The 19,452-nt window shown below is 63.0% G+C and carries 17 protein-coding genes; 9 read left to right on the forward strand and 8 right to left on the reverse strand.

The genetic code is table 11. From position 1 onward, the window contains the following. Window positions 1-69 precede the first annotated feature (69 nt). From fdxA to AC0L2C_RS32335, 4 genes are all read right to left on the reverse strand, one after another. Entirely contained in the window at window positions 70-408 is a 339-nt protein-coding gene (fdxA, locus tag AC0L2C_RS32320; RefSeq protein ID WP_287065655.1) for a ferredoxin FdxA, read from the reverse strand. A gap of 251 nt (window positions 409-659) precedes the next feature. After that, window positions 660-1,046: an RNA-binding S4 domain-containing protein gene (locus AC0L2C_RS32325; protein ID WP_027152935.1), complete on the reverse strand. Its 387-nt coding sequence runs from the start codon at window positions 1,044-1,046 to the stop codon at window positions 660-662. Between the two features lie 14 nt (window positions 1,047-1,060). Beyond that, a complete protein-coding gene (locus AC0L2C_RS32330; protein ID WP_473525354.1) occupies window positions 1,061-4,447 on the reverse strand; it encodes a helicase-related protein in 3,387 nt (1,128 codons plus the stop codon). Between the two features lie 687 nt (window positions 4,448-5,134). Beyond that, window positions 5,135-5,887, reverse strand: a complete 753-nt coding sequence (locus AC0L2C_RS32335) for a TetR/AcrR family transcriptional regulator (RefSeq protein ID WP_473525355.1) — start codon at window positions 5,885-5,887, stop codon at window positions 5,135-5,137. Here AC0L2C_RS32335 and AC0L2C_RS32340 point away from each other — a divergent pair. Continuing rightward, window positions 5,846-7,045, forward strand: coding sequence for an FAD-dependent oxidoreductase (locus AC0L2C_RS32340; protein WP_473525356.1), 1,200 nt, complete (start codon window positions 5,846-5,848; stop codon window positions 7,043-7,045). The genes AC0L2C_RS32335 and AC0L2C_RS32340 overlap by 42 nt on opposite strands. Window positions 7,046-7,153: 108 nt before the next feature. Here AC0L2C_RS32340 and phbB read toward each other — a convergent pair whose 3' ends face one another. Then, entirely contained in the window at window positions 7,154-7,879 is a 726-nt protein-coding gene (phbB, locus tag AC0L2C_RS32345) for an acetoacetyl-CoA reductase (RefSeq protein WP_287282419.1), read from the reverse strand. Window positions 7,880-8,001: 122 nt separating this feature from the next. After that, window positions 8,002-9,180, reverse strand: a complete 1,179-nt coding sequence (locus tag AC0L2C_RS32350) for an acetyl-CoA C-acetyltransferase (protein WP_236384913.1) — start codon at window positions 9,178-9,180, stop codon at window positions 8,002-8,004. Between the two features lie 312 nt (window positions 9,181-9,492). On the opposite strand from AC0L2C_RS32350, the gene phaR reads away from it, so the two are divergent. Further along, window positions 9,493-10,104, forward strand: a complete 612-nt coding sequence (phaR, locus tag AC0L2C_RS32355) for a polyhydroxyalkanoate synthesis repressor PhaR (RefSeq protein WP_027152940.1) — start codon at window positions 9,493-9,495, stop codon at window positions 10,102-10,104. 93 nt (window positions 10,105-10,197) lie between these two features. On the opposite strand, the gene AC0L2C_RS32360 is transcribed toward phaR, so the two are convergent. Further along, window positions 10,198-10,644 (reverse strand): hypothetical protein, encoded by a 447-nt coding sequence (locus AC0L2C_RS32360; protein ID WP_473525357.1) that lies wholly within the window; start codon window positions 10,642-10,644, stop codon window positions 10,198-10,200. 100 nt (window positions 10,645-10,744) lie between these two features. Here AC0L2C_RS32360 and AC0L2C_RS32365 point away from each other — a divergent pair, with 100 nt between their 5' ends. The 3 genes from AC0L2C_RS32365 (at window position 10,745) to AC0L2C_RS32375 (ending at window position 13,573) form a co-directional block, all read left to right on the forward strand. Then, the gene (locus AC0L2C_RS32365) at window positions 10,745-11,434 is read left to right on the forward strand and encodes a TetR/AcrR family transcriptional regulator (RefSeq protein ID WP_473525358.1); all 690 of its coding nucleotides are present in this window, start codon (window positions 10,745-10,747) and stop codon (window positions 11,432-11,434) included. 190 nt (window positions 11,435-11,624) lie between these two features. Then, complete coding sequence (locus AC0L2C_RS32370) at window positions 11,625-12,407, forward strand: 3-hydroxybutyrate dehydrogenase (protein ID WP_091593547.1); 783 nt, start codon at window positions 11,625-11,627, stop codon at window positions 12,405-12,407. 35 nt (window positions 12,408-12,442) lie between these two features. Further along, entirely contained in the window at window positions 12,443-13,573 is a 1,131-nt protein-coding gene (locus AC0L2C_RS32375) for a patatin-like phospholipase family protein (protein ID WP_473525359.1), read from the forward strand. Window positions 13,574-13,586: 13 nt separating this feature from the next. Here AC0L2C_RS32375 and AC0L2C_RS32380 read toward each other — a convergent pair whose 3' ends face one another. Further along, window positions 13,587-14,183, reverse strand: a complete 597-nt coding sequence (locus tag AC0L2C_RS32380; RefSeq protein WP_473525360.1) for a TetR/AcrR family transcriptional regulator — start codon at window positions 14,181-14,183, stop codon at window positions 13,587-13,589. 118 nt (window positions 14,184-14,301) lie between these two features. Here AC0L2C_RS32380 and AC0L2C_RS32385 point away from each other — a divergent pair, with 118 nt between their 5' ends. The 4 genes from AC0L2C_RS32385 to AC0L2C_RS32400 all read left to right on the forward strand — a co-directional run. Beyond that, window positions 14,302-14,763 carry a (2Fe-2S)-binding protein gene (locus AC0L2C_RS32385; RefSeq protein ID WP_473525361.1) on the forward strand — a complete coding sequence of 154 codons (462 nt, stop codon included), beginning with the start codon at window positions 14,302-14,304 and terminating at the stop codon, window positions 14,761-14,763. 2 nt (window positions 14,764-14,765) lie between these two features. Beyond that, window positions 14,766-17,039, forward strand: coding sequence for a xanthine dehydrogenase family protein molybdopterin-binding subunit (locus AC0L2C_RS32390; protein ID WP_473525362.1), 2,274 nt, complete (start codon window positions 14,766-14,768; stop codon window positions 17,037-17,039). A gap of 395 nt (window positions 17,040-17,434) precedes the next feature. Beyond that, a complete protein-coding gene (locus tag AC0L2C_RS32395; RefSeq protein ID WP_473525363.1) occupies window positions 17,435-18,613 on the forward strand; it encodes an efflux RND transporter periplasmic adaptor subunit in 1,179 nt (392 codons plus the stop codon). 2 nt (window positions 18,614-18,615) lie between these two features. After that, on the forward strand, window positions 18,616-19,452 hold an 837-nt coding region (locus tag AC0L2C_RS32400; protein WP_473525364.1), incomplete at its 3' end, for an efflux RND transporter permease subunit.

Below are 19,452 nucleotides of genomic sequence, written 5' to 3' on the forward strand. Positions count from 1 at the left end.
GGATGCTGTGACACTTTGATCTGGCGCATAGTCCTTTCGAAAATCGATTTCGATTTTCGCGGTCGAGCGCTAGTCGCCCTGGCCGGGCTCGGGGGAAAAATATTTTTCGAACTTGCCGACCTCGCCATCGAAGGATTTGGCGTCGGCCGGAGGTTCCTTCTTGGCGGTGATATTGGGCCATTTATCGGCGTATTCGGTGTTGATCTGCAGCCATTTGTCGAGCCCTGGCTCGGTGTCCGGCTTGATCGCGTCGGCCGGGCATTCCGGTTCGCAGACGCCACAGTCGATGCACTCGTCGGGATGAATGACGAGCATGTTCTCGCCCTCATAGAAACAGTCGACCGGACAGACCTCAATGCAGTCCATGTATTTGCATTTTATGCAATTATCGGTCACGACATAGGTCATCGGTCGGCTCCGGGACGTCCCCTTTTATCAGGGCGACGTGGCGTCCAATCGGACGCACAAGGTACGCTCTAACACTTTGAAACCACGCATCGTGCGCTTGGAAAATCGATATCGATTTTCGGGCCGATGCGGTAGGCTTTCTTGGTGAGGTAACGTCTTTGCCCGCCGCTTGCAAGGGCGGCCATTGCGTGTGATGCCGGTGTTTCCGGAATGGATTTCCAGCCGGCGATGCGACGAAAGTCGGTTATGCGTCAGTCGTCGCCGAACAACCGGTCGGTCTCCCGGCGTTCCTTCTTGGTCGGGCGGCCGCTGCCGGCATCACGCAGTGCGGGGATCGCATCGCGAACGGCCTCGCCCTTTGGTGCCGGCGGCGGCGAGATATCCTCGTAGAGCAAGCGCGCTTCCTCGGCGGGACCGCGCCGGCTGCCGGTGCCGAGCACCTTCCAGACGAAGATGCGCCGCTCGAGAGTGATGGTCAGGACGTCGCCGAGGCGGACCAGATCGGAGGCCTGCGCTGCTTTGTCGCGATTGATGCGAACGCGTCCGGCCACCACCAGCTTCGCCGCCAGCGAGCGCGATTTCACCGCACGCGAAAAGAACAGCCATTTGTCGATGCGCTGGCGGGCATCAGTGACCATCGGAGCGAACGAACTTACTTCTTCAGCTGGTCGCGCAACGCGGCGAGCTTGGCGAAGGGGGAATCCGGGTCGAAGCGCACCGGACGCTCCTCGCGAGGCTTCGGCTGGAACGCGGGCTTTCCACCAGGCGCGCCGCCCTTGGCGTCCGGCCTGCCGCCTTTCCAGTCGGGCCGGCTTTCGCGACGATCGGGGCGCTCGCCCTGCGGCTTGCCGTCGCGCCGTTCGCCTGGCTCGCCCTGGGGCTTGGGCTTGAACTTGCTGCGGTCGAAGCGCGGCTTGCCGGCGCCGTCGCCGTCGCGGCGTCCTTCACGGGCGGGCCGGCCGCCCGGGGCGCCGGCCTGCTGCCCGGCCTCTGCCGGCGAGTTGCTGCGGCCATCGCGCGTGACTTGTGGGCTGCGCGGGCGATTGTCCCTATCACGTGGCCGGTTGTCGTGGTGGCGGTGGCGTGGGCGCTGGTCGAAGCGGCCCTGCCGCCACAACAGGATGGGTTTTGGTTCTTCTGCCTCTTTCTCGGCCTCTGGAGCAGCCTCGCCGGTGGCGGCTTCCACCGCCGCGGCAGGTTCGGCCGAGACTGCTGCCGTTGCGGGCGAGGCTTTGGAAGCCGGCTCCGCCGGTGCGACCTCAACCTCGGCGGTTTCGGGTGCTGCCTCTCGAACTGCGGCTTCAGCTGCAGGCAGTGCCTCTACCGTGACCTCAGGCGGAGTTTGCAGCTGAGCTTCTGCGACAGGTTCCGCTTCGGCAGCGGGTTCCGCGAGAGCCTCCGCCGTGGCTTCTGCCACTGCATCCGGCTCAGAACTGTCGGCCGGCGCCTCGGCGGCTGCGTCGGCAATCGCGGCTTCAGCTGCCTTGGCCTGTTCGGCTTGTTCTTCCGCCGCCTGCTTGGCCGCGGCGGCTTCACGCGCGCTATTGTCCTGTGCCTCGAGCCGTGCCTTCACCTCGACAGCCGGCTTCGGCTCGGCCCGGTAGCCGAGGCCTTTCAGAATCTCTTCCATGTCGTCGGCCGTGGCGCCGAGAATCGACATCATCGGCGGCGTCACCATGAAGGACTGACCGTCATAGGCGCCGTCTGGGCGCTGGCCGAGGCCCGGCTTCCAGTTGGTTGCGGGCCGGATCAGGTCGGCCAGCCGTTCGAGGATGTCGACGCGCACCGCACGACGGCCGAGATTGCGGTAGCCGGCCAGCTTGTAGAAGGTCTTGTCGAAGGTGGGATCGATGACCACCGAGGTGCGGCCGGAGGCCAGCGCGTGAACCACGTCGCCAAAGCCAGGCTTGTCCTTGCCGTCGTTCTGCAGCGCCCACAACAACGTCACCAGTCCGGCCGCGGCCGGCTTGATCAGCGCCGGCACGAAGACGTGGTAGGCGCCGAAGCGCACGCCGAGCCGGCGCAGGGCGGCGCGGCCTTCCTGGTCGAGCGACTTCATCTCCTCGGCGATGTCGCGGCGGTTGATGAGGCCGAAATTCTCGACGAGCTGGAAGGCGATGCCGCGGCCGATGCCGGTTATCTGCTCGGCGTTCTTGAGGTCGACCAGCGGCTTCAGCAGCGACTCGATCTGGAAATTGACGAAGCGCTCGGCGCGCGCTGCAACCTTGTCGCGGGCGGGACCGGTGAGCTGCTCGTCGGCCAGCAGCACCAGGCGTGGCTTCAACGGCTCGTCGCCTGCGACCAGCGTGCCGATTGGCGCGCCGATCCAGCGCAGCGTGCCGTCGGAGCCGAGCGCGATGTCGCCATTGGCCGAGGCGCCGAAGCGTTCGGCCCGCGCCTCGAATTCGGCTGCAAGCGCCTTCTGGGCTGCTGTGCGCACCGCCTTGGCGTCCTCGCCGCCGGCGCTCTGGTCGGCGGTGAAGCGGAACCCCTGCAACTCGCCGACATGGTGGCCTTCGACGAGGACGGTTCCGGTTGGACTGATTTCGGCTTCAGGCATGGTATTTTCTCTAAGGCGCCGCATGAGGACGGAAGTCCTGCGGTCTACGAAGCGTTTCGTCAACCGCTCATGCAGCGCATCCGACAATCTGTCTTCGATTTCGCGCGTCTTTTCCTGCCAGTGTGCCTGATCGGCCAGCCAGCCGGGCCGGTTGGAAACGAAAGTCCAAGTGCGGATCTGAGCGATCCGGTGCGACAGCGTGTCGATGTCGCCCTCGGTGGTGTCGGCGCGGCGCACCTGCTCGGCCATGTAATTCTCATCGACATGGCCATGCCTGGCAAGGTCCATGTAGATCGAGGCGATCAGGTCGGCATGCTGAGCCGGGGCGATCTTCCTGTAATCGGGAAGGGCGCAGGCTTCCCACAACAGCGCCACGCGCCTGGCGTCGGTGGCAAGCGCCCGGATGTCCTCGTCGCGGGACAGATGTTCGAGCGCCTGCGCATCGACCGCCGGCAGCGCGCGCGTCAGGCCTTCAACCGGCGCGTTGGTCTCGATCGAGCGCTTCAGAGCGTCGAGGTTGGCGAAATCGAAACGCGCGGTGCGCCATTGCAGCACCTTCACCGGGTCGAAATCATGCGCTTCGATCTTCTTGACCAGTTCCTCGTCCAGCGGATCGACCTGGCCGGTGACGCCAAAAGTTCCGTCGCGCAAGTGGCGGCCGGCGCGGCCGGCGATCTGGCCGAGCTCGGCCGCCGTCAGGTTGCGATACTGGTAGCCGTCGAACTTGCGGTTCTGGGCGAAGGCGACATGATCGAGATCGAGGTTGAGGCCCATGCCGATCGCATCGGTGGCAATCAGATAATCGACATCACCCGACTGGAACAGCTCCACCTGCGCGTTGCGGGTGCGCGGCGATAGCGCGCCGAGCACGACTGCCGCACCGCCCTGCTGGCGGCGGATGAGTTCGGCGATGGCATAGACCTCGTCGGCGGAGAAGGCGACGATCGCCGTACGTCGCGGCAGGCGGGTCAGCTTCTTCGAGCCGGCATAGGCGAGATGCGACAGCCGCGGCCGCGTCACCACCGACACCCCCTTCAGCAGGCGCTGGAGGATGCCGTGCATGGTCGCTGCGCCGAGCAGCAGCGTCTCCTGGCGACCGCGCAGATGCAGGATGCGGTCGGCGAAGATGTGGCCGCGCTCGAGATCGCCGGCTAGCTGGACCTCGTCGACGGCGACGAAGGCGGCGTCGGTCTCGCGCGGCATGGCTTCCACGGTGCAGACCGAATATCTGGCGCCGTCGGGCTGGATCTTCTCCTCACCGGTGATGAGCGCCACCTTGTGAGCGCCGACCTTCTCGCAGACGCGTGAATAGACCTCGCGGGCGAGCAGCCTGAGCGGCAGGCCGATAATGCCGCTTTCATGCGCCACCATGCGCTCGATGGCGAGATGGGTCTTGCCGGTGTTTGTCGGCCCGAGCACAGCGGTCACGTCGCGGCCTGACAGGATCAGTGGCTCAGTGTGTTTCGGCTGGATGTTCATCGACCTGGAAATTAAGGCTCTCTGCCTCGCGTTGTCGGGAGCGCGCCCCGTGGTGGCGCGGGTGACAGCCGACACATAGGGATTTCGGGCGCGAAGCGAAAGCAGAATATTCCGATGGCAGCTCGAAGCCTTCCGTCGCCGTCGACAATCCGTTCCGCCGTTCCGATTTAACAGTTGGAACGAGTCTGGAACGAATCGGCTACGAATCGCTGACTCGCGCAGATTCATGGTTTGTTCACGACTACATCTGGATTTCTCGCCGGCGAGTCTCACCACATGCTGAATCGCCGAACTGGCCCGTTTCATGCAGGGCTGCCGTCGCCGTTAACCTTTGCCGCTGAACGATCGACGCAGGTCGGCCGGCGTCATCCAACATCTTGAAATAATTAATCTTTCCTAACGCGCCTTAACCTTTTGGGGGATGTTTTCAGCCTTTGTCGTTTAACATTGCGCTCAAAGCCGGAACGAAACGGCGACGAATCAGCGTCGGAGCATGTTTCCCGTTTTGTTCACCCCAATATGTTGTATCATGAACAGGTTTTCCACCTGTTATTAACAGGCGGGAACAGGGTTTTGCACAGGGCTGGGCGGCTGCCGTTAATTTTTGCGTACCGCTTTGGCACAAATCGGCGTCGGCGCAGTCGCTTGTACGAGAACGAGACTGCCAGCAATGCAGAACGGCTTGGTTCAAGCCTCTCCCACGGCATAGCGCTGCAAAGTAGGGCCGACGTCCTGGATAATTTCGTCGTGCGACAGGGCGACGACGGGCGGAAGCCGCAGCAGGTATCGGCACATCGCCAGACCCAGCAACTGGCTCGAAACGAGCCCGGCCCGTCGACCCGCATCGGCGGGGTCAGCGACCGCCGCAATCACCGGCCTCACCTGGTTGCCAAATACGTCGCGCAATTTTTCCGCGGCGAATTCGTTCGACGTCGCCGAACGCAGCAGAATTGCCATGCCAGGGCCGCTGGCCGGGCCCTCCCAGACTTCAAGAAAACGCCTGATCAGCGTTTCGCCGATGGCGTTTCGGTCGATCACCCGCAGTGCCGGCAATTGCAGGTCGACGACCGCCGCCCTGGCGAACAGCTCGTCCTTGCTGCGGAAATAGCGGATCACCATGGCCGGATCGATCGAGGCATGTGCCGCGACGTCACGGATCGAGGCGCCCTCATAGCCGTGCTCCGCGAACAGGAGCTTCGCGGCCTCCAGGATTTTGGCGCGCGTGCGGTCCGACTTGCCGGGTTTTTTCGGCCGATTCTCGGTCATGAAATGCTTATGCCAACAGCCGTTGACAAATGCAATGGCTTCGACTAGAAAGTCAACGATCGTTGATAAATGGAGAGAGAAATGTTGCCCGAAACCACCGAAGTCCTGATCGTTGGCGCCGGTCCGACCGGCATGGCGCTGTCCATCGTGCTGCACCAGGCCGGTGTCGATCATGTCCTGATCGATAGACTGGCGCAGGGCCTCCAGACCTCGCGGGCTGGCGTCATCCACGCGCAGACGCTGGAAACGCTGGAGCCTCTCGGCGTCGCGCAGCGGCTGAGCGAACTTGCCCTGAAGCTGCAGAATTTCACCATCCGCGACCGTAACCGGGCGCTGCTCAAGCTCGATTTCAGCAAGCTTCCTTCGAGGCATCCCTATCTGATGATGCTGCCTCAAAACCTGACCGAGCAGGTGTTCGCCGAACGGATCGCAGCCCTGGGCGGCGTGATTCATCGCTCGGTCGAGGCCAAGGCAGTCGTTCAGGACGCTGACGGCGCACACGTGACGGTGATCGAGAACGGCCGCGAGAAACTGATATCGGCACGCTGCGTCGTTGGTGCCGACGGCATGCACAGCCTGGTGCGCAGGTCGACCAGCATCGAGTTCGACGGCGCGGCCTATGACGCTTCGTTCGTACTCGCCGATGTTCGTCTCGACTGGCCGGTTGGGCCGACGGAAGTGTCGCTGTTCTTTGCACCGGCCGGGCTGGTGGTGGTGGCGCCGCTCCCGGACGGTTCGTACCGGGTCGTCGCGACAATGGATGACGCACCGGAAAACCCCGCGGTCACCGACATCCAGGCGCTGCTCGACAGCCGTGGTCCAACCAAGAAAAGAACCCGGGTGCTCGACCTGGCGTGGAGCTCGCGTTTTCGCGTGCATCACCGCCTGGTCCGCTCGTACCGCAAGGACCGGCTGTTCCTTATCGGCGATGCCGCGCACGTGCACAGCCCGGCGGGAGGGCAAGGCATGAACACCGGCATCATCGACGCGGTCGTGCTTGGCCAGTTGCTTGGCGACGTGGTGAACGGCGTGCGCCCGGAAACCGCGCTCGACCTCTACGAAACGCTGCGCCGCCCGGCGGCCCAGGAGGTGCTTGAACTGGCGGGCATGATGACGGAGATGGCGCTTTCCCGCAATTCGGTGAAGCGGTTCGTCCGCAATCTCGTGCTTTCGGCGCTGAATCTCACTCCATTTCTGAAGCGTCGCATCGCCTTCAAACTGTCGGGCCTCAGCCGGGCGTCGCTTGCCCGCCTGCCGGCACCTTCGCGCCAGCCGGGTCCAGTCGCCCAGACCAAGCCGGCAGCCGAACCAGGGCTGAAGCGTGTCGCCTGACAGCCGGAGTAATCCGGATCCCGGCCTCGAACTCGGCCGTGTGGGCGGTTAGATCGACCCGTGCAACAGTCACCGGCAACAGGCCGACGCCTCAGGTGACATGACGCCTCAGGTGATATACTGGCCGCCATTGGCTGATATGGTCGAGCCGGTGATGAAACCGGCATCGTCGGAAGCCAGGAAGACGACGCAGCGTGCGATCTCTTCCGGCTCGCCGAGGCGGCCGACCGGGATCTGCGGGATGACGCGCTCATTGAGCACCTTTTCGTCCATCGCCTTGACCATTTCGGTGGCGATGTAGCCGGGGCAGATGACATTGACGGTGATGCCGACCCGCGCCCCTTCCTGGGCGAGCGCCTTGGTGAAGCCGATATCGCCGGCCTTCGACGCCGAATAATTGACCTGGCCGGTCTGGCCCTTCTGGCCATTGATCGAGGAGATGGTGATGACGCGGCCGAACTTGCGGTCGCGCATGCCGACCCACAGCGGGTGCGTCATGTTGAATGCGCCGGAAAGATTGGTGTCGACGACCTCTTTCCATTGTTCGCGCGTCATCTTGTGGAACATGGCGTCGCGGGTGATGCCGGCATTGTTGACCAGAACGGAAACCGGGCCGAGATCGGCCTCGACCTGCTTGATGCCGGCGGCGCAGGCGTCGTAGTCGGCGACCGACCATTTGTAGACCGGAATGCCGGTTATCGCGTTGAATTTTTGCGCCGCTTCGTCATTGCCGGCGTAGTTCGCGGCGACATGATAGCCGGCGTTTTTTAGGCCGATCGAAATCGCGGCGCCAATACCGCGCGACCCACCGGTGACGAGTGCTACCTTTGTCATAATATCCTCCCTTTTTCTCGATCGGCGGGCGGCGAACAGGAACGCTCTAACGGCGGAGCCTGTTCGCCACCGACTGTTTCACGGCTTGCTCGCTCCGTCCTCACGGCGCTTTGCAGATGACTTCACAGCGCTTCCACGCACATGGCGACCCCCATGCCGCCGCCGATACACAGCGTGGCGAGACCTTTCCTGGCACTTCTGCGGCGCATCTCGTAAACCAGCGTGTTGAAGATGCGGGCGCCGGAGGCGCCGATCGGATGGCCGATGGCGATGGCGCCGCCATTGACATTGACGATCGACGGATCCCAGCCCATGTCCTTGTTGACGGCGCAGGCCTGGGCGGCGAAGGCTTCGTTGGCCTCGACCAGGTCGAGATCGCCGACCGACCAGCCGGCCTTGGCCAGCGCCTTGCGCGAGGCGGGAATGGGCCCGGTGCCCATGATCTGCGGGTCGACACCCGCGGTCGCCCAGGACACGATGCGCGCCAGCGGCGTGATGCCGCGCTTTGCGGCTTCCGCTTCGGTCATCAGCAGCACGGCGGCGGCGCCGTCATTGATGCCGGAGGCATTGGCGGCGGTCACCGTGCCGTCCTTGTCGAAGGCCGGTCTCAGCTTGGTCATCGCCTCGATCGTGGCGCCGTGGCGGATATATTCGTCCTGGTCGACAATGGTGTCGCCCTTCTTGCCCTTGACGGTGAAGGCCACGATCTCGTCCTTGAATTTGCCGGCCTTCTGCGCGGCCTCTGCCTTGTTCTGGGAGGCCAATGCGAGCTGGTCCTGGTCCTCGCGGGTAATCTGGAACTGGCGAGCGACGTTTTCGGCCGTGTTGCCCATGTGGTAGCCATTGAAGGCATCCCACAGCCCATCCTTGATCATGATGTCGATCATCTTGTAGTCGCCCATCTTGACGCCGGCACGCAGGTGTTGAGCGTGCGGGGCCAGCGACATCGATTCCTGCCCGCCGGCGACGATCACCTTGGCATCGCCTGTCGCGATCTGCTGCATACCGAGAGCAATAGCGCGCAGACCTGAGCCGCAAACCTGGTTGAGGCCCCAGGCGGTGGTTTCCTTCGGCAGGCCGGCTTCGATAGATGCCTGGCGGGCGGGGTTCTGGCCCTGAGCCGCGGTCAGCACCTGGCCGAGGATGACCTCGTCGACTTCCGCCGGCTCGACACCGGTACGGGACAGCAACTCCTTGATGACGACGGCACCAAGCTCATGCGCCGGCGTGGCGGCGAAGGCGCCGTTGAAGGAACCGACGGGCGTGCGCGCCGCACTGGCGACAACGATGGCAGCGGACATGTTCTTCTCCACACTTCGAGGTATCGAGGTTTTGGTATCGCAGTTTGTATCGTCAGGGCTTTTCTTGCCCTTTCAATGATCCAAGTCAAACCGGAAATGGGCATACCGGCCATGCGCCGCAAGCAGGTTGCGCATCGTGGTGGATACAGCCGGCCCATTGCTGCGCAGCATTTTTAGCCCGCCGTGCAGCATTATTTGATGCCGCACTGCACAAACCGCTTGGAATTGTGACGCTTTTGCGCATATCCTTGAAAAGGCGCAATCGTTACCGGCAGCTTACCTCAAGTGCGCCGGTGTCCCGGGAGGATGCTGATGGCCGCGAAAGACGAACCGATTATCATCAAGAAATATGCCAATCGCCGCCTCTACAACACCGGCACCAGCACCTATGTGACGCTCGAGGACCTTGCCGAAATGGTCAAGAAGGGCGTGGAGTTCACCGTCCAGGACGCCAAGACCGGCGACGACATCACCCATCCGGTGCTGACCCAGATCATCTTTGAACTGGAGAACAAGGAAGGGCAGAACATGCTGCCGATTCCGTTCCTGCGCCAGTTGATCGCTTTTTACGGCGACCAGATGCAGATGATCGTGCCGAGCTTCCTCGAACAGTCGATGATCGCCTTCTCAAAGGAGCAGGAACGCTTCCGCGAGCAGATGAAGGGTGCGTTGGGCAAGTCGCCGCTGGACATGATGAAGATCGCCACGCCGATCAAGGCGCTGGAAGAGCAGACGCGCCGCAATATGGAGATGTTCCAGAACGCCATGCGCCTGTTCACGCCCTTCCCACCCGCAGGCTCGAATGGCACTTCCGCAGCGCCGGCGGAGCCGGCCAGGAAAGAGACGTCGGAAAAGCCCGACGACCTTCAGGAACTGAAGGAACAGATCGCCGCCATGCAGCGCAAGCTCGACACGATGTCGTGATCGCCGGCCGGACCAAGCCCGGCCGAAATCTCTCATCAGCAGGCCGTATCAGAAATCTCCGCCCGAATGAGGCTGAGTCCCGCCCGACCCGCGTTATTTCGTCGTCACCGTCACCAGAGCCGTAACGGGTTTGCCGTCGACGAGAATGGGCTTGTGATGATCATCGGCAAGTAGGACGCCGATCACATGCTTGCCGGCGGCATCCGGGCAATGGCCGAAACGAGCCTTGACAAGATCGCCGCCAAAGTCGCTGTTCATGCTGTTGTACGGCTTGCCGGGGATGTTGCAGGTATCTCCGGCGGGATCGATCTTCATGTGCAAATGGCCGCATTGGCTGACGCCGTCGCATTCACCCGCTGGCAGAAGCGTGAAGTTGCTGCTGACGACGACGCCTATCGCCTTCTCTGGGTCATTGCCGAGTTCGATGACCGAACCGGCCGCCGGCCAGGCGATTTGCAGGGTTGGCCGATCTTCGGCCTGGGCAGGCCCGAGCGACAGTAAAGAGAAAGCAAGGGCAGTCGTTGCGATGATGCGAAGCATGGTAACCTCCATTGATGTTGTAATCACTGATTACATATGAAACGCCTGGACGCAAGAAAATAATCAGTGATTACATGTCGGCGTCGTGCTATGGGCAGGCATGACCAGCCCCACGGATTCCGGCGAAGCCGCCAACCCCAAGCGCTATCATCACGGCAATCTGGTCGAGGCCTTGATCGCTGCTACCGTAGAGATCATCGAAGAGCGCGGAGCAGAGCATGTCTCGGTGCGCGAGGCGGCAAAACGTGCCGGCGTTTCGCCCGGCGCGCCATTCCGGCATTTCCGCTCGAAATCAGCACTGCTGACCGCCGTCGCCGAACAGGCGATGAACCGGCTGACCGAGGCCGTTGCCGATGCACAGTCCAAAGTCGACAGCGCAGATCCCATTGTGGCCTTCGAAGCGATCGGGCAAGGCTATCTGGAGTGGGCGATCAGCAATCCCACGCATTTCCAGATCATCAGTTCTCGAACGCTGATCGATTTCGACGCGTCGGACAGTCTTCGTGATCAGAATGAAGCCGTTCGCCGGAAAATGATCGCCCTGCTGACCCAAGCGCAACAACAAGGTCGGCTTGCCCCGGACACCGACTTCGATCATCTGGTGCTTGCCGCCCGCGCATTTGTCTACGGCCTGGCACGCATGGCGATCGATGGTCATTTCCCGGAGTGGCATCCGTCCGAGCCGCCATCGCTAGCCGTACGGAAAGCTCTGCGTCTTTTCATCAGCCAGATGACAAATCCCGAAACGCAACCTCACGAGCGCCCTGAAGTGGCTTCCGGGGATCGCTGACAAAACTGTCTTCGCACTGCAAAACCTGTCTTCGCACTGGTGTCAGGCGCACAGCTTCGAGTGAGGGTGTCCTCTTTCATGACAAAAATTTCATGTCATCGCCAATCCGTGCCGCTGTTCTTGCGCCGCACGAGACATATATGCTGCACTGCAATATGCTTCCGTTAGCACCGGACTGAAGGATTTCGCCTTGCCCAGCAGAAAAACCGCCATCGTCACCGGTTCCACCTCGGGCATCGGCCTGGCAATCGCCCATGCGCTCGCGGCCGATGGCTGCAACATTGTCGTCAATTCCTTTTCAGACACGGCCGACGACCAGGCCGTCACCGATGCGATCGCCAGGCATCACGGCGTGAAGACTGTCTACATCAAGGCAGATATGTCGAAGCCGGCCGAATGCCGGGCGCTGGTCGCAAAGGCAGCCGAGAGCTTCGGCTCGGTCGACATCCTGGTCAACAATGCCGGCATCCAGCATGTCGCGCCAGTGGAAGAATTTCCCGTCGAGAAGTGGGACGCCATCATCGCCATCAATTTGTCGTCGGCCTTTCACACCATCGCCGCCGCCATCCCGCTGATGAGAGAAGCCGGCGGCGGCAGGATCGTCAACATCGCCTCGGCCCATGGGCTGGTCGCCTCGCCGTTCAAATCGGCCTATGTTGCGGCCAAGCACGGCATCATGGGACTGACCAAGACGGTCGCTTTGGAACTGGCGCGCGACAAGATCACCTGCAACGCCATCTGTCCCGGCTATGTGCTGACGCCGCTGGTCGAGGCGCAGATCCCCGACCAGATGAAGGCGAACAAGATGGACCGCGACACGGTGGTCCGCGAGGTCATGCTCGACAGACAGCCGACCAAGGAATTCGTCACGGTCGAGCAAGTTGCCGCTGCCGCGGTGTTCCTGTGCTCGGATGCGGCAGCGCAGATCAACGGCACGCAAATCTCGGTCGACGGCGGCTGGACCGCGCAGTGATCCATCCAATGGCTCTCTAGATCAAGGACAACGCCATGACGACAAACGGCAAGGCGGAGGAGCCCAAGAAGATCAACGTCGCGCTGCAGGGCGGCGGCTCGCACGGCGCCTTTTCCTGGGGCGTGCTCGACCAGCTGCTGGAGGACGGACGGCTCGACATCGCGGCGGTTTCGGGCACCAGCGCCGGCGCCATGAACGCGGTGGCGCTGGCCGACGGCTTCGTCCGCGGCGGCGTCGAGGGCGCGCGGCAGAAGCTCGACGATTTCTGGCGCGCGGTGGCGCGGAAGGGCCGGTTCAGCCCGGTGCAGCGCATGCCGTGGGACGTCGCCTGGGGCAACTGGTCGATCGAGAACACGCCGGGCTATCTGTTTTTCGACACGATGTCGCGGGTGTTTTCGCCCTATGTCGCCAACCCGCTCGGCCTCAACCCGCTGCGCGACGTGATCGAACAGGAGATCGATTTCGGCAATGTGCGCGCCTGCAAATCGATGGAGCTGTTCATCTCCGCGACCAATGTCGAGACCGGGCAGTTACGCGTCTTTTCCGATGGCGAGATCGATCTCGACACAGTGATGGCGTCGGCTTGCCTGCCGCAGCTGTTCCGCGCCGTCGAGATCAAGGGCGTGCCCTACTGGGATGGCGGCTATGGCGGCAATCCGGCGCTGTTCCCGTTCTTCAAGACGGCTGCCACCGAGGACGTGCTTTTGGTGCAGATCAATCCGGTGGTCCGCGAGGGGACGCCGAAGAGCGCCAACGAAATCCAGAATCGCATCGACGAGATCACCTTCAACGCCGGACTCTTGCGCGAATTCCGCTCGATCGCCTTCATCAAGGAGCTGATTGCAGCAGGCCGGCTGCCGCATGGCGAATACCGCGACATCCGCATGCACCGCATCGATGCCGACGAGGCATTCAAGGACCTGTCGGCATCGTCCAAGGTCAATGCCGAATGGGCGTTTCTGACCTATCTGCGCGACCTTGGCCGCACCGCCGCCAGCGACTGGCTGGAGGAGAATTACGACGCCGTCGGCAAGCGGCCGACGCTTGACCTCTCAGGCGAGCTCGACGACGGCTTCAAGCCGATGCGTGGTCCGGCACCGGGCCGGCGGGTCAAGGAGTTCCTTGCAGCACGCAAGAACCCCGAGGCAGCGCGCCGCCGAGCCTGAGGCGTTTTGTTTGTCAGTTTTTTTGCAAGGCTAGATCGATCACCTTGATCAGCGCGGCCGCAGCCCGCCGCTGCTCGTCCGGATCGCTGATGCGCATCTTCATGCCTTCCAGCCCGTCGAGCAGCATGTCGGCCAGCAATTTTGCCGACAAGCCCTTGGCGGTGAGATCGACGCCATTGCGTCCGGCCTCGCTCTGGATCGCTGCCGCGACATGCTCGGAAAACCGGCTGCGCCAGCAGCCGATCAGGTCGGCGAGACTCGATTTCATGTCAAGGAGTTCGGCGCCATGCGGCGAGGCGTGGACGGTGCGCGTCATCGAGATCAGCGCTTCGTCGATGGCCCGCATCGTGCGCTCGGCAAATGGTTCTTCGCCGGCGAGTGCCGTTTTCGCCTGCTCGAGCGAGCGGGAGAGCAGCATCAACGCAATGGCGCGATAAATATCGGTCTTGTTCTTGAACTGGAGATAAAGCGCCGGCCGCGACATCTCGGCGGCACGCGCAATGTCGTCCATGGTGGTGCGGGCGAAACCATAGGCCAGAAACACCTTCATCGCGCTGTCCAGAATGCGGGCGCGCTTGGGGTCGGTGGCGATGTCCTCGATCTCGATCATGGCGCGACTTTATCCTGCAAAAGCTCTATTGACAAAATGACGTAATTTGTCAAGATGTAGGGCGAGTGACCGACCGGCCTTTTGCCCCGGGCTGTGGACCACAACAAAGGGTATCCCCATGCGCCTCACCGTCGACGGGCAGGCATTCGACGTCAATGCCGATCCCGAAATGCCGCTGCTGTGGGCGCTGCGCGATTTCATGGGCAAGACCGGGCCGAAGTTTGGCTGCGGCATCGCCGCCTGCGGCGCCTGCACAGTGCATGTCGACGGCCAGCCGGTGCGCTCCTGTTCATTGCCTGTCGGTGAGGTCACCGGCGCGGTCAGCACGATCGAAGGCATCGGCACCGAAGGCAGACTGCATCCGGTACAGCAGGCATGGCTGGAAGAGCAGGTCGCCCAGTGCGGCTACTGCCAGGCCGGCCAGATTATGAGCGCGGTGGCGCTGCTCGACCAGGTTGCCGAGCCGACCGATGCCGATATCGACGATGCCATGGGCGGCAATCTCTGCCGCTGCGGCACCTACCCGAAGATCCGTGCGGCGATCAGACGAGCGGTCGTCCTCAAGACGGCGGGAATCTGACCATGGCCAGTGTCGGAAAGATCGCCCGCCGCACGTTTCTCATCGGCACCGCTGCCATCGCGGGCGGCGTCGCCGTCGGCTATTACTACTATCGCAAGCCTTTTCCGAATCCGCTGGAAGGCGACCTCGCGGCTGATGAAGCGACCTTCAATCCCTATGTGAAGATCGGCGCCGACAACACCATCACCATCGTCGCGCCGCGCGCCGAGATGGGCCAAGGCATATCGACGACGCTTGCGGCCATGGTTGCCGAAGAGCTCGATGTCGGGCTCGACCAGATCAAGGTCGAGCACGGCCCGGCCTCCTACGCCTATTTCAATGCGGCGATCCTGGAAGAGGGCGGTCCGTTCGCCTTCTTCGACGAAAGCATGACCGCGGAAATAGTGCGCGTCGGCATGGGCGTGGCCGGAAAATTTCTCGCCCTGCAAGGCACCGGCGGCTCGACCTCGACGCGCGACGGTTTCGACAAGATGCGGCAGGCAGGCGCCGCCGCGCGGCAGATGCTGATTGCAGCGGCCGCGCAAAAGCTCGTTATAGCTGCCGCCGATCTGGAAACAGCCAACGGCTCGATCCTGCACAAGGCGTCGGGCAAGTCGCTGACCTATGGCGCGGTCGCCGCGACCGCTGCGACGATGGCGCCGCCCGCGGAAATCAGGCTCAAAGACAAAGCCGACTGGAAGCTGCTCGGCAAACCACAAAAACGCATCGACATGCTGGCCAAGGTCACCGGGGCGCCGATCTTCGGCATCGACGTGACGCTGCCGGAGATGCTGTACGGCACGGTCAAGATGAGCCCGCGTTTCTGGGCCAAGCCGGTCAAGGCGGAATTCTCCAACGCCGAGAAAATGCCTGGCGTGATCAAGATCGTGCCGATCGACACGAATTACGGCCACGGCTTCGGCATCATCGCCGAAAACACCTGGGCGGCGTTCAAGGCGGCGGAGGCGATCGACGCCGAATGGGCCGATCCCGAATATCCGCTGGACAGCGCCGGCATTTCCGAGGTGCTGAAGCAGGCGCTCGGCACAAAAGGGTCGATGATGCGCGACGATGGTGATGTCGATACCGCCTTCGCCGACGCGCCGCGCGAAAGGATCGTCGAGGCCGACTATGCCGTGCCTTATCTGGCACATGCGACGATGGAGCCGATGAACGCCACGGGGCGGTTGAAGGACGGCGTCCTCGACATCTGGTGCGGCAACCAGGCGCCGACCTTGGTGCGGCAGCTTTGCGCCAAGGCTGTCGGCATTGAGCAGGACAAGGTCAGGGTCCACACCACCTTCATGGGCGGCGGCTTCGGCCGACGTATCGAGGTGGATTATGCGCTCTGTGCCGCGCTGATGGCGAAAGAAACGGCAGGCCGGCCAATCAAGGTGATTTGGACGCGCGAGGAGGACATGCGCCACGACGCCTACCGGCCGGCTTCGGTCGGCAAATTCCAGGCGCGGCTTGGCAACGCCGGCATACCGGTCGCCGTCGACATGACAATCGCCTCGCCATCGCCGATAGCCAGCACCTTGCGCCGGCTGTTTCCCTCGATCCCGCCGCTTGGCCCCGACAAGTCCATTGTCGATGGGGCCTACGACCAGCCCTACACCATCCCGAATTACCGGGTCAGCGGCATTGCTGCGCCCGCCTCCATCCCGGTCGGCTTCTGGCGATCGGTCGGCTGCTCGATCAACGGCTTCTTTCATGAGGGCTTCATGGACGAGATCGCCACCGCCGGGAAAACCGATCCGGTCGAACTGCGCAAGACGCTGATGGCTGCCTATCCGGCAGCGGTGAAGGTGGTCGAGAAGGTCGCCGAAATAGCGAAGTGGGGCGAGGCGCTGCCCGCCGGCAAGGCCAAGGGCATGGCGTTCACGCTGTCCTTCGGCAGTTGGGTCGGCGAGATCGTCCAGGTCGCCGACACGCCGTCCGGGATCCGCATCGAGAAGATGTGGATCGCCGCCGATGTCGGCACCGCGCTCGATCCTGATATCATCGAGGCGCAACTCATCTCCGCCGCCATCTACGGCCTGTCGGCAGCGATGGGTCAGGAGATTACTTTCGCCGACGGCATGGTCGAGCAGTCGAATTTTCATGACTACGACGCCATGCGCATCTCCCAGTGTCCGGCGTTCGAAGTCGCCATCCTGGAGAATTTTCACAAGATGGGCGGCGTCGGCGAAGTCGGCACGCCGCCGGCGGCACCGGCACTGGCCAACGCCATCTTCGCACTGACAGGCAAGCGCATCCGGACACTGCCCTTGTCGAAGGAGGTGACCTTTGCATGAAATATTCCCATCATGCTGACAGCTGCTGCCATGCTGTTTCGCTGGCACCTCCCAGCGGCAGAGGAAAGCCAAGGCACGGCACCGATGACGGTCGATGCAGCCAAGGGTTTGTCCGAGGGACGCGGTCTGGCGGTTGCTTTCGCATGCGCACTGCGCCGAATGGATGTTCGCAGACGAACGGCTGCGCTGGTCCGGCGCGCCTCATGGCGGCGGCCGCATCCTGCCCAGCGAAGTATTACCCATCAACATTTCTGACTATATTGCGGTGCAACTTTGATGTAGAAGCTCGTTCGCCGATCACGGCAAGTTGAACACGGCCCTGCGCGCACCCATATCGGCGACGCGCCCGAGTTAGAAGACGCGGCCTGGCCGAATACCGCACTGGAAAAATGACGATGCCGAAGTACAGGTTTCACAAGCTTGCAGCCATTGTTGTGCTTGTCGGGTTCGCTGCCTGGATGGCGACGGGCGAGTTCTCGTCCGTCGGCAGCGCGGCCGCCGACAAACCCAAGGCGGGGGAGGTCGAGCAGCCAAAGGCGGCTGACGCCGGCAAGGCCAAGCCCGCTGAGGCAGAGCAGCCCAAGGCGCCGTTGCGCACCGTCGCGATCTTAACCCCGCCTAGGCGTACCTATGCGCGCGCCATCCGCATTTCCGGACTGACCGAAGCCGACAAGCGCGCGGTGCTGGCGACCCGGGTCGACGGCATCATCGACAAGCTGCCGGTCAAGCAAGGACAGCACGTCAAGACGGGCGACCTCGTGCTGATGCTTGCCACCGAGGAAAAGCTTTCGGCGCTCAGCAATGCCAAGCAGCTTGTCGCGCAGCGTCAGGCCGAACTCGATGCGGCCTCGCGGCTGGCGAAAACCGGCAATCTGCCCAAACTGCAGCTCGACAACGCTCGCTCCACCCTGACCTTAGCGCAGTCGATGCTGGAAGCGATGCAAGCCCAGCTTGATCGCAATGAGGTGAGGGCTCCGTTCGACGGCGTCATCGACCGGGTGCCGGTGGAGCTTGGCAGTTCCGTGATGCAGGGCGGCGAGGTGGCAACCATTCTGAGCCTCGACCCTGTGATCGCCCGCGGCGAGGTCAGCGAGCGTGATCTCGGCTATCTGAAGATCGGCGACAAGGCGAATGTACGGCTGGTCAGCGGCCAGATCGTCGAGGGCACCGTGCGCTACATCAGCCGCGACGCGTCGTCCGCCACCCGCACCTTCCGGGTCGAGATCGCAATTCCTAATCCTGAGGGCACCATTCCTGCCGGGATGACGGCCGAGATCGGGCTGAGCGCGCAGCCGACCGACGCAGTCATGCTGCCGCGCTCCGTGGTGACGCTCGGCGACAAGGGCGATCTCGGCATCCGCGCCGTCGACAAGGACAACAAGGTCGTGTTCTTCCCGATCGATCTGGTCGACGATACGCCAACCGGCCTGGTGCTCGGCGGCATCCCTGCCGATGCGCGCATCATCGTCGCCGGCCAGGAACTGGTGAAGGAAGGCGAAGTGGTCAAGCCGGTCGAGGCCGACCAGGCGACCATCCAGAAGCTGCTGGGCGAAGCGACGGCCGGGACGCAGTAATCATGGATATCGTCAAACTCGCAATCAGCAATGCCAGGCTGACCATTTCGGTGCTGGTGTTCCTCATCCTTGCCGGTGCGGTCGCCTATCAGTCGACACCGAAGGAAGCGGAACCCGACGTTCCGATTCCGATGATGTATGTCAGCCTGATCTATCAGGGCATCTCGCCCGAGGATTCGGAACGCCTTCTGCTGCGGCCGATGGAAGCCAAGCTGAAGAGCCTCAAGGGGCTCAAGGAGATGCGTTCGGCCGCCTTCCAGGGCGGCGGTTACGTGCTGGTCGAATTCCACCCGCAGACGGATCTGGCGACGGCGCTGCAGGACACGCGCAGCAAGGTCCAGGACGGCAAGGCCGACCTGCCGCAGGCAGCCGAGGAGCCTGTAGTCTCCGAAGTCAACGTCTCCGAATTCCCCGTCCTTGTCGTGACGCTGTCGGGCGAAGTGCCCGAGCGCGTTCTGACGACGGCGGCGCGCGAGTTGCGCGACCGCATCGAGGAAGTGCCGGGCGTGCTGGAGGGCTCGCTGCAGGGCGCCCGCGACGATCTCGTCGAAGTCGTCATCGATCCGATGAAACTGTCTTCCTACGGGCTGCAGCTCGAGCAGCTGATCGGTGCGGTCGGCGATTCCAACAGTCTCGTCGCCGCCGGCAACATCGAAGGGTCCGAGGGCAAATACGCGGTCAAGGTGCCGTCGCTGATCGAAACGCCACAGGACGTGGCGGCGCTTCCGATCGTCGCCGGCCCCAATGCCGTGGTGCAGGCCCAGGATATCGCCACCGTCCGCTCCACCTTCAAGGACGCCGAGACGGTGACCCGTCTCGACGGCAAGCCGGCGATCGCC

This window comes from Mesorhizobium sp. WSM4845, from assembly GCF_055811455.1.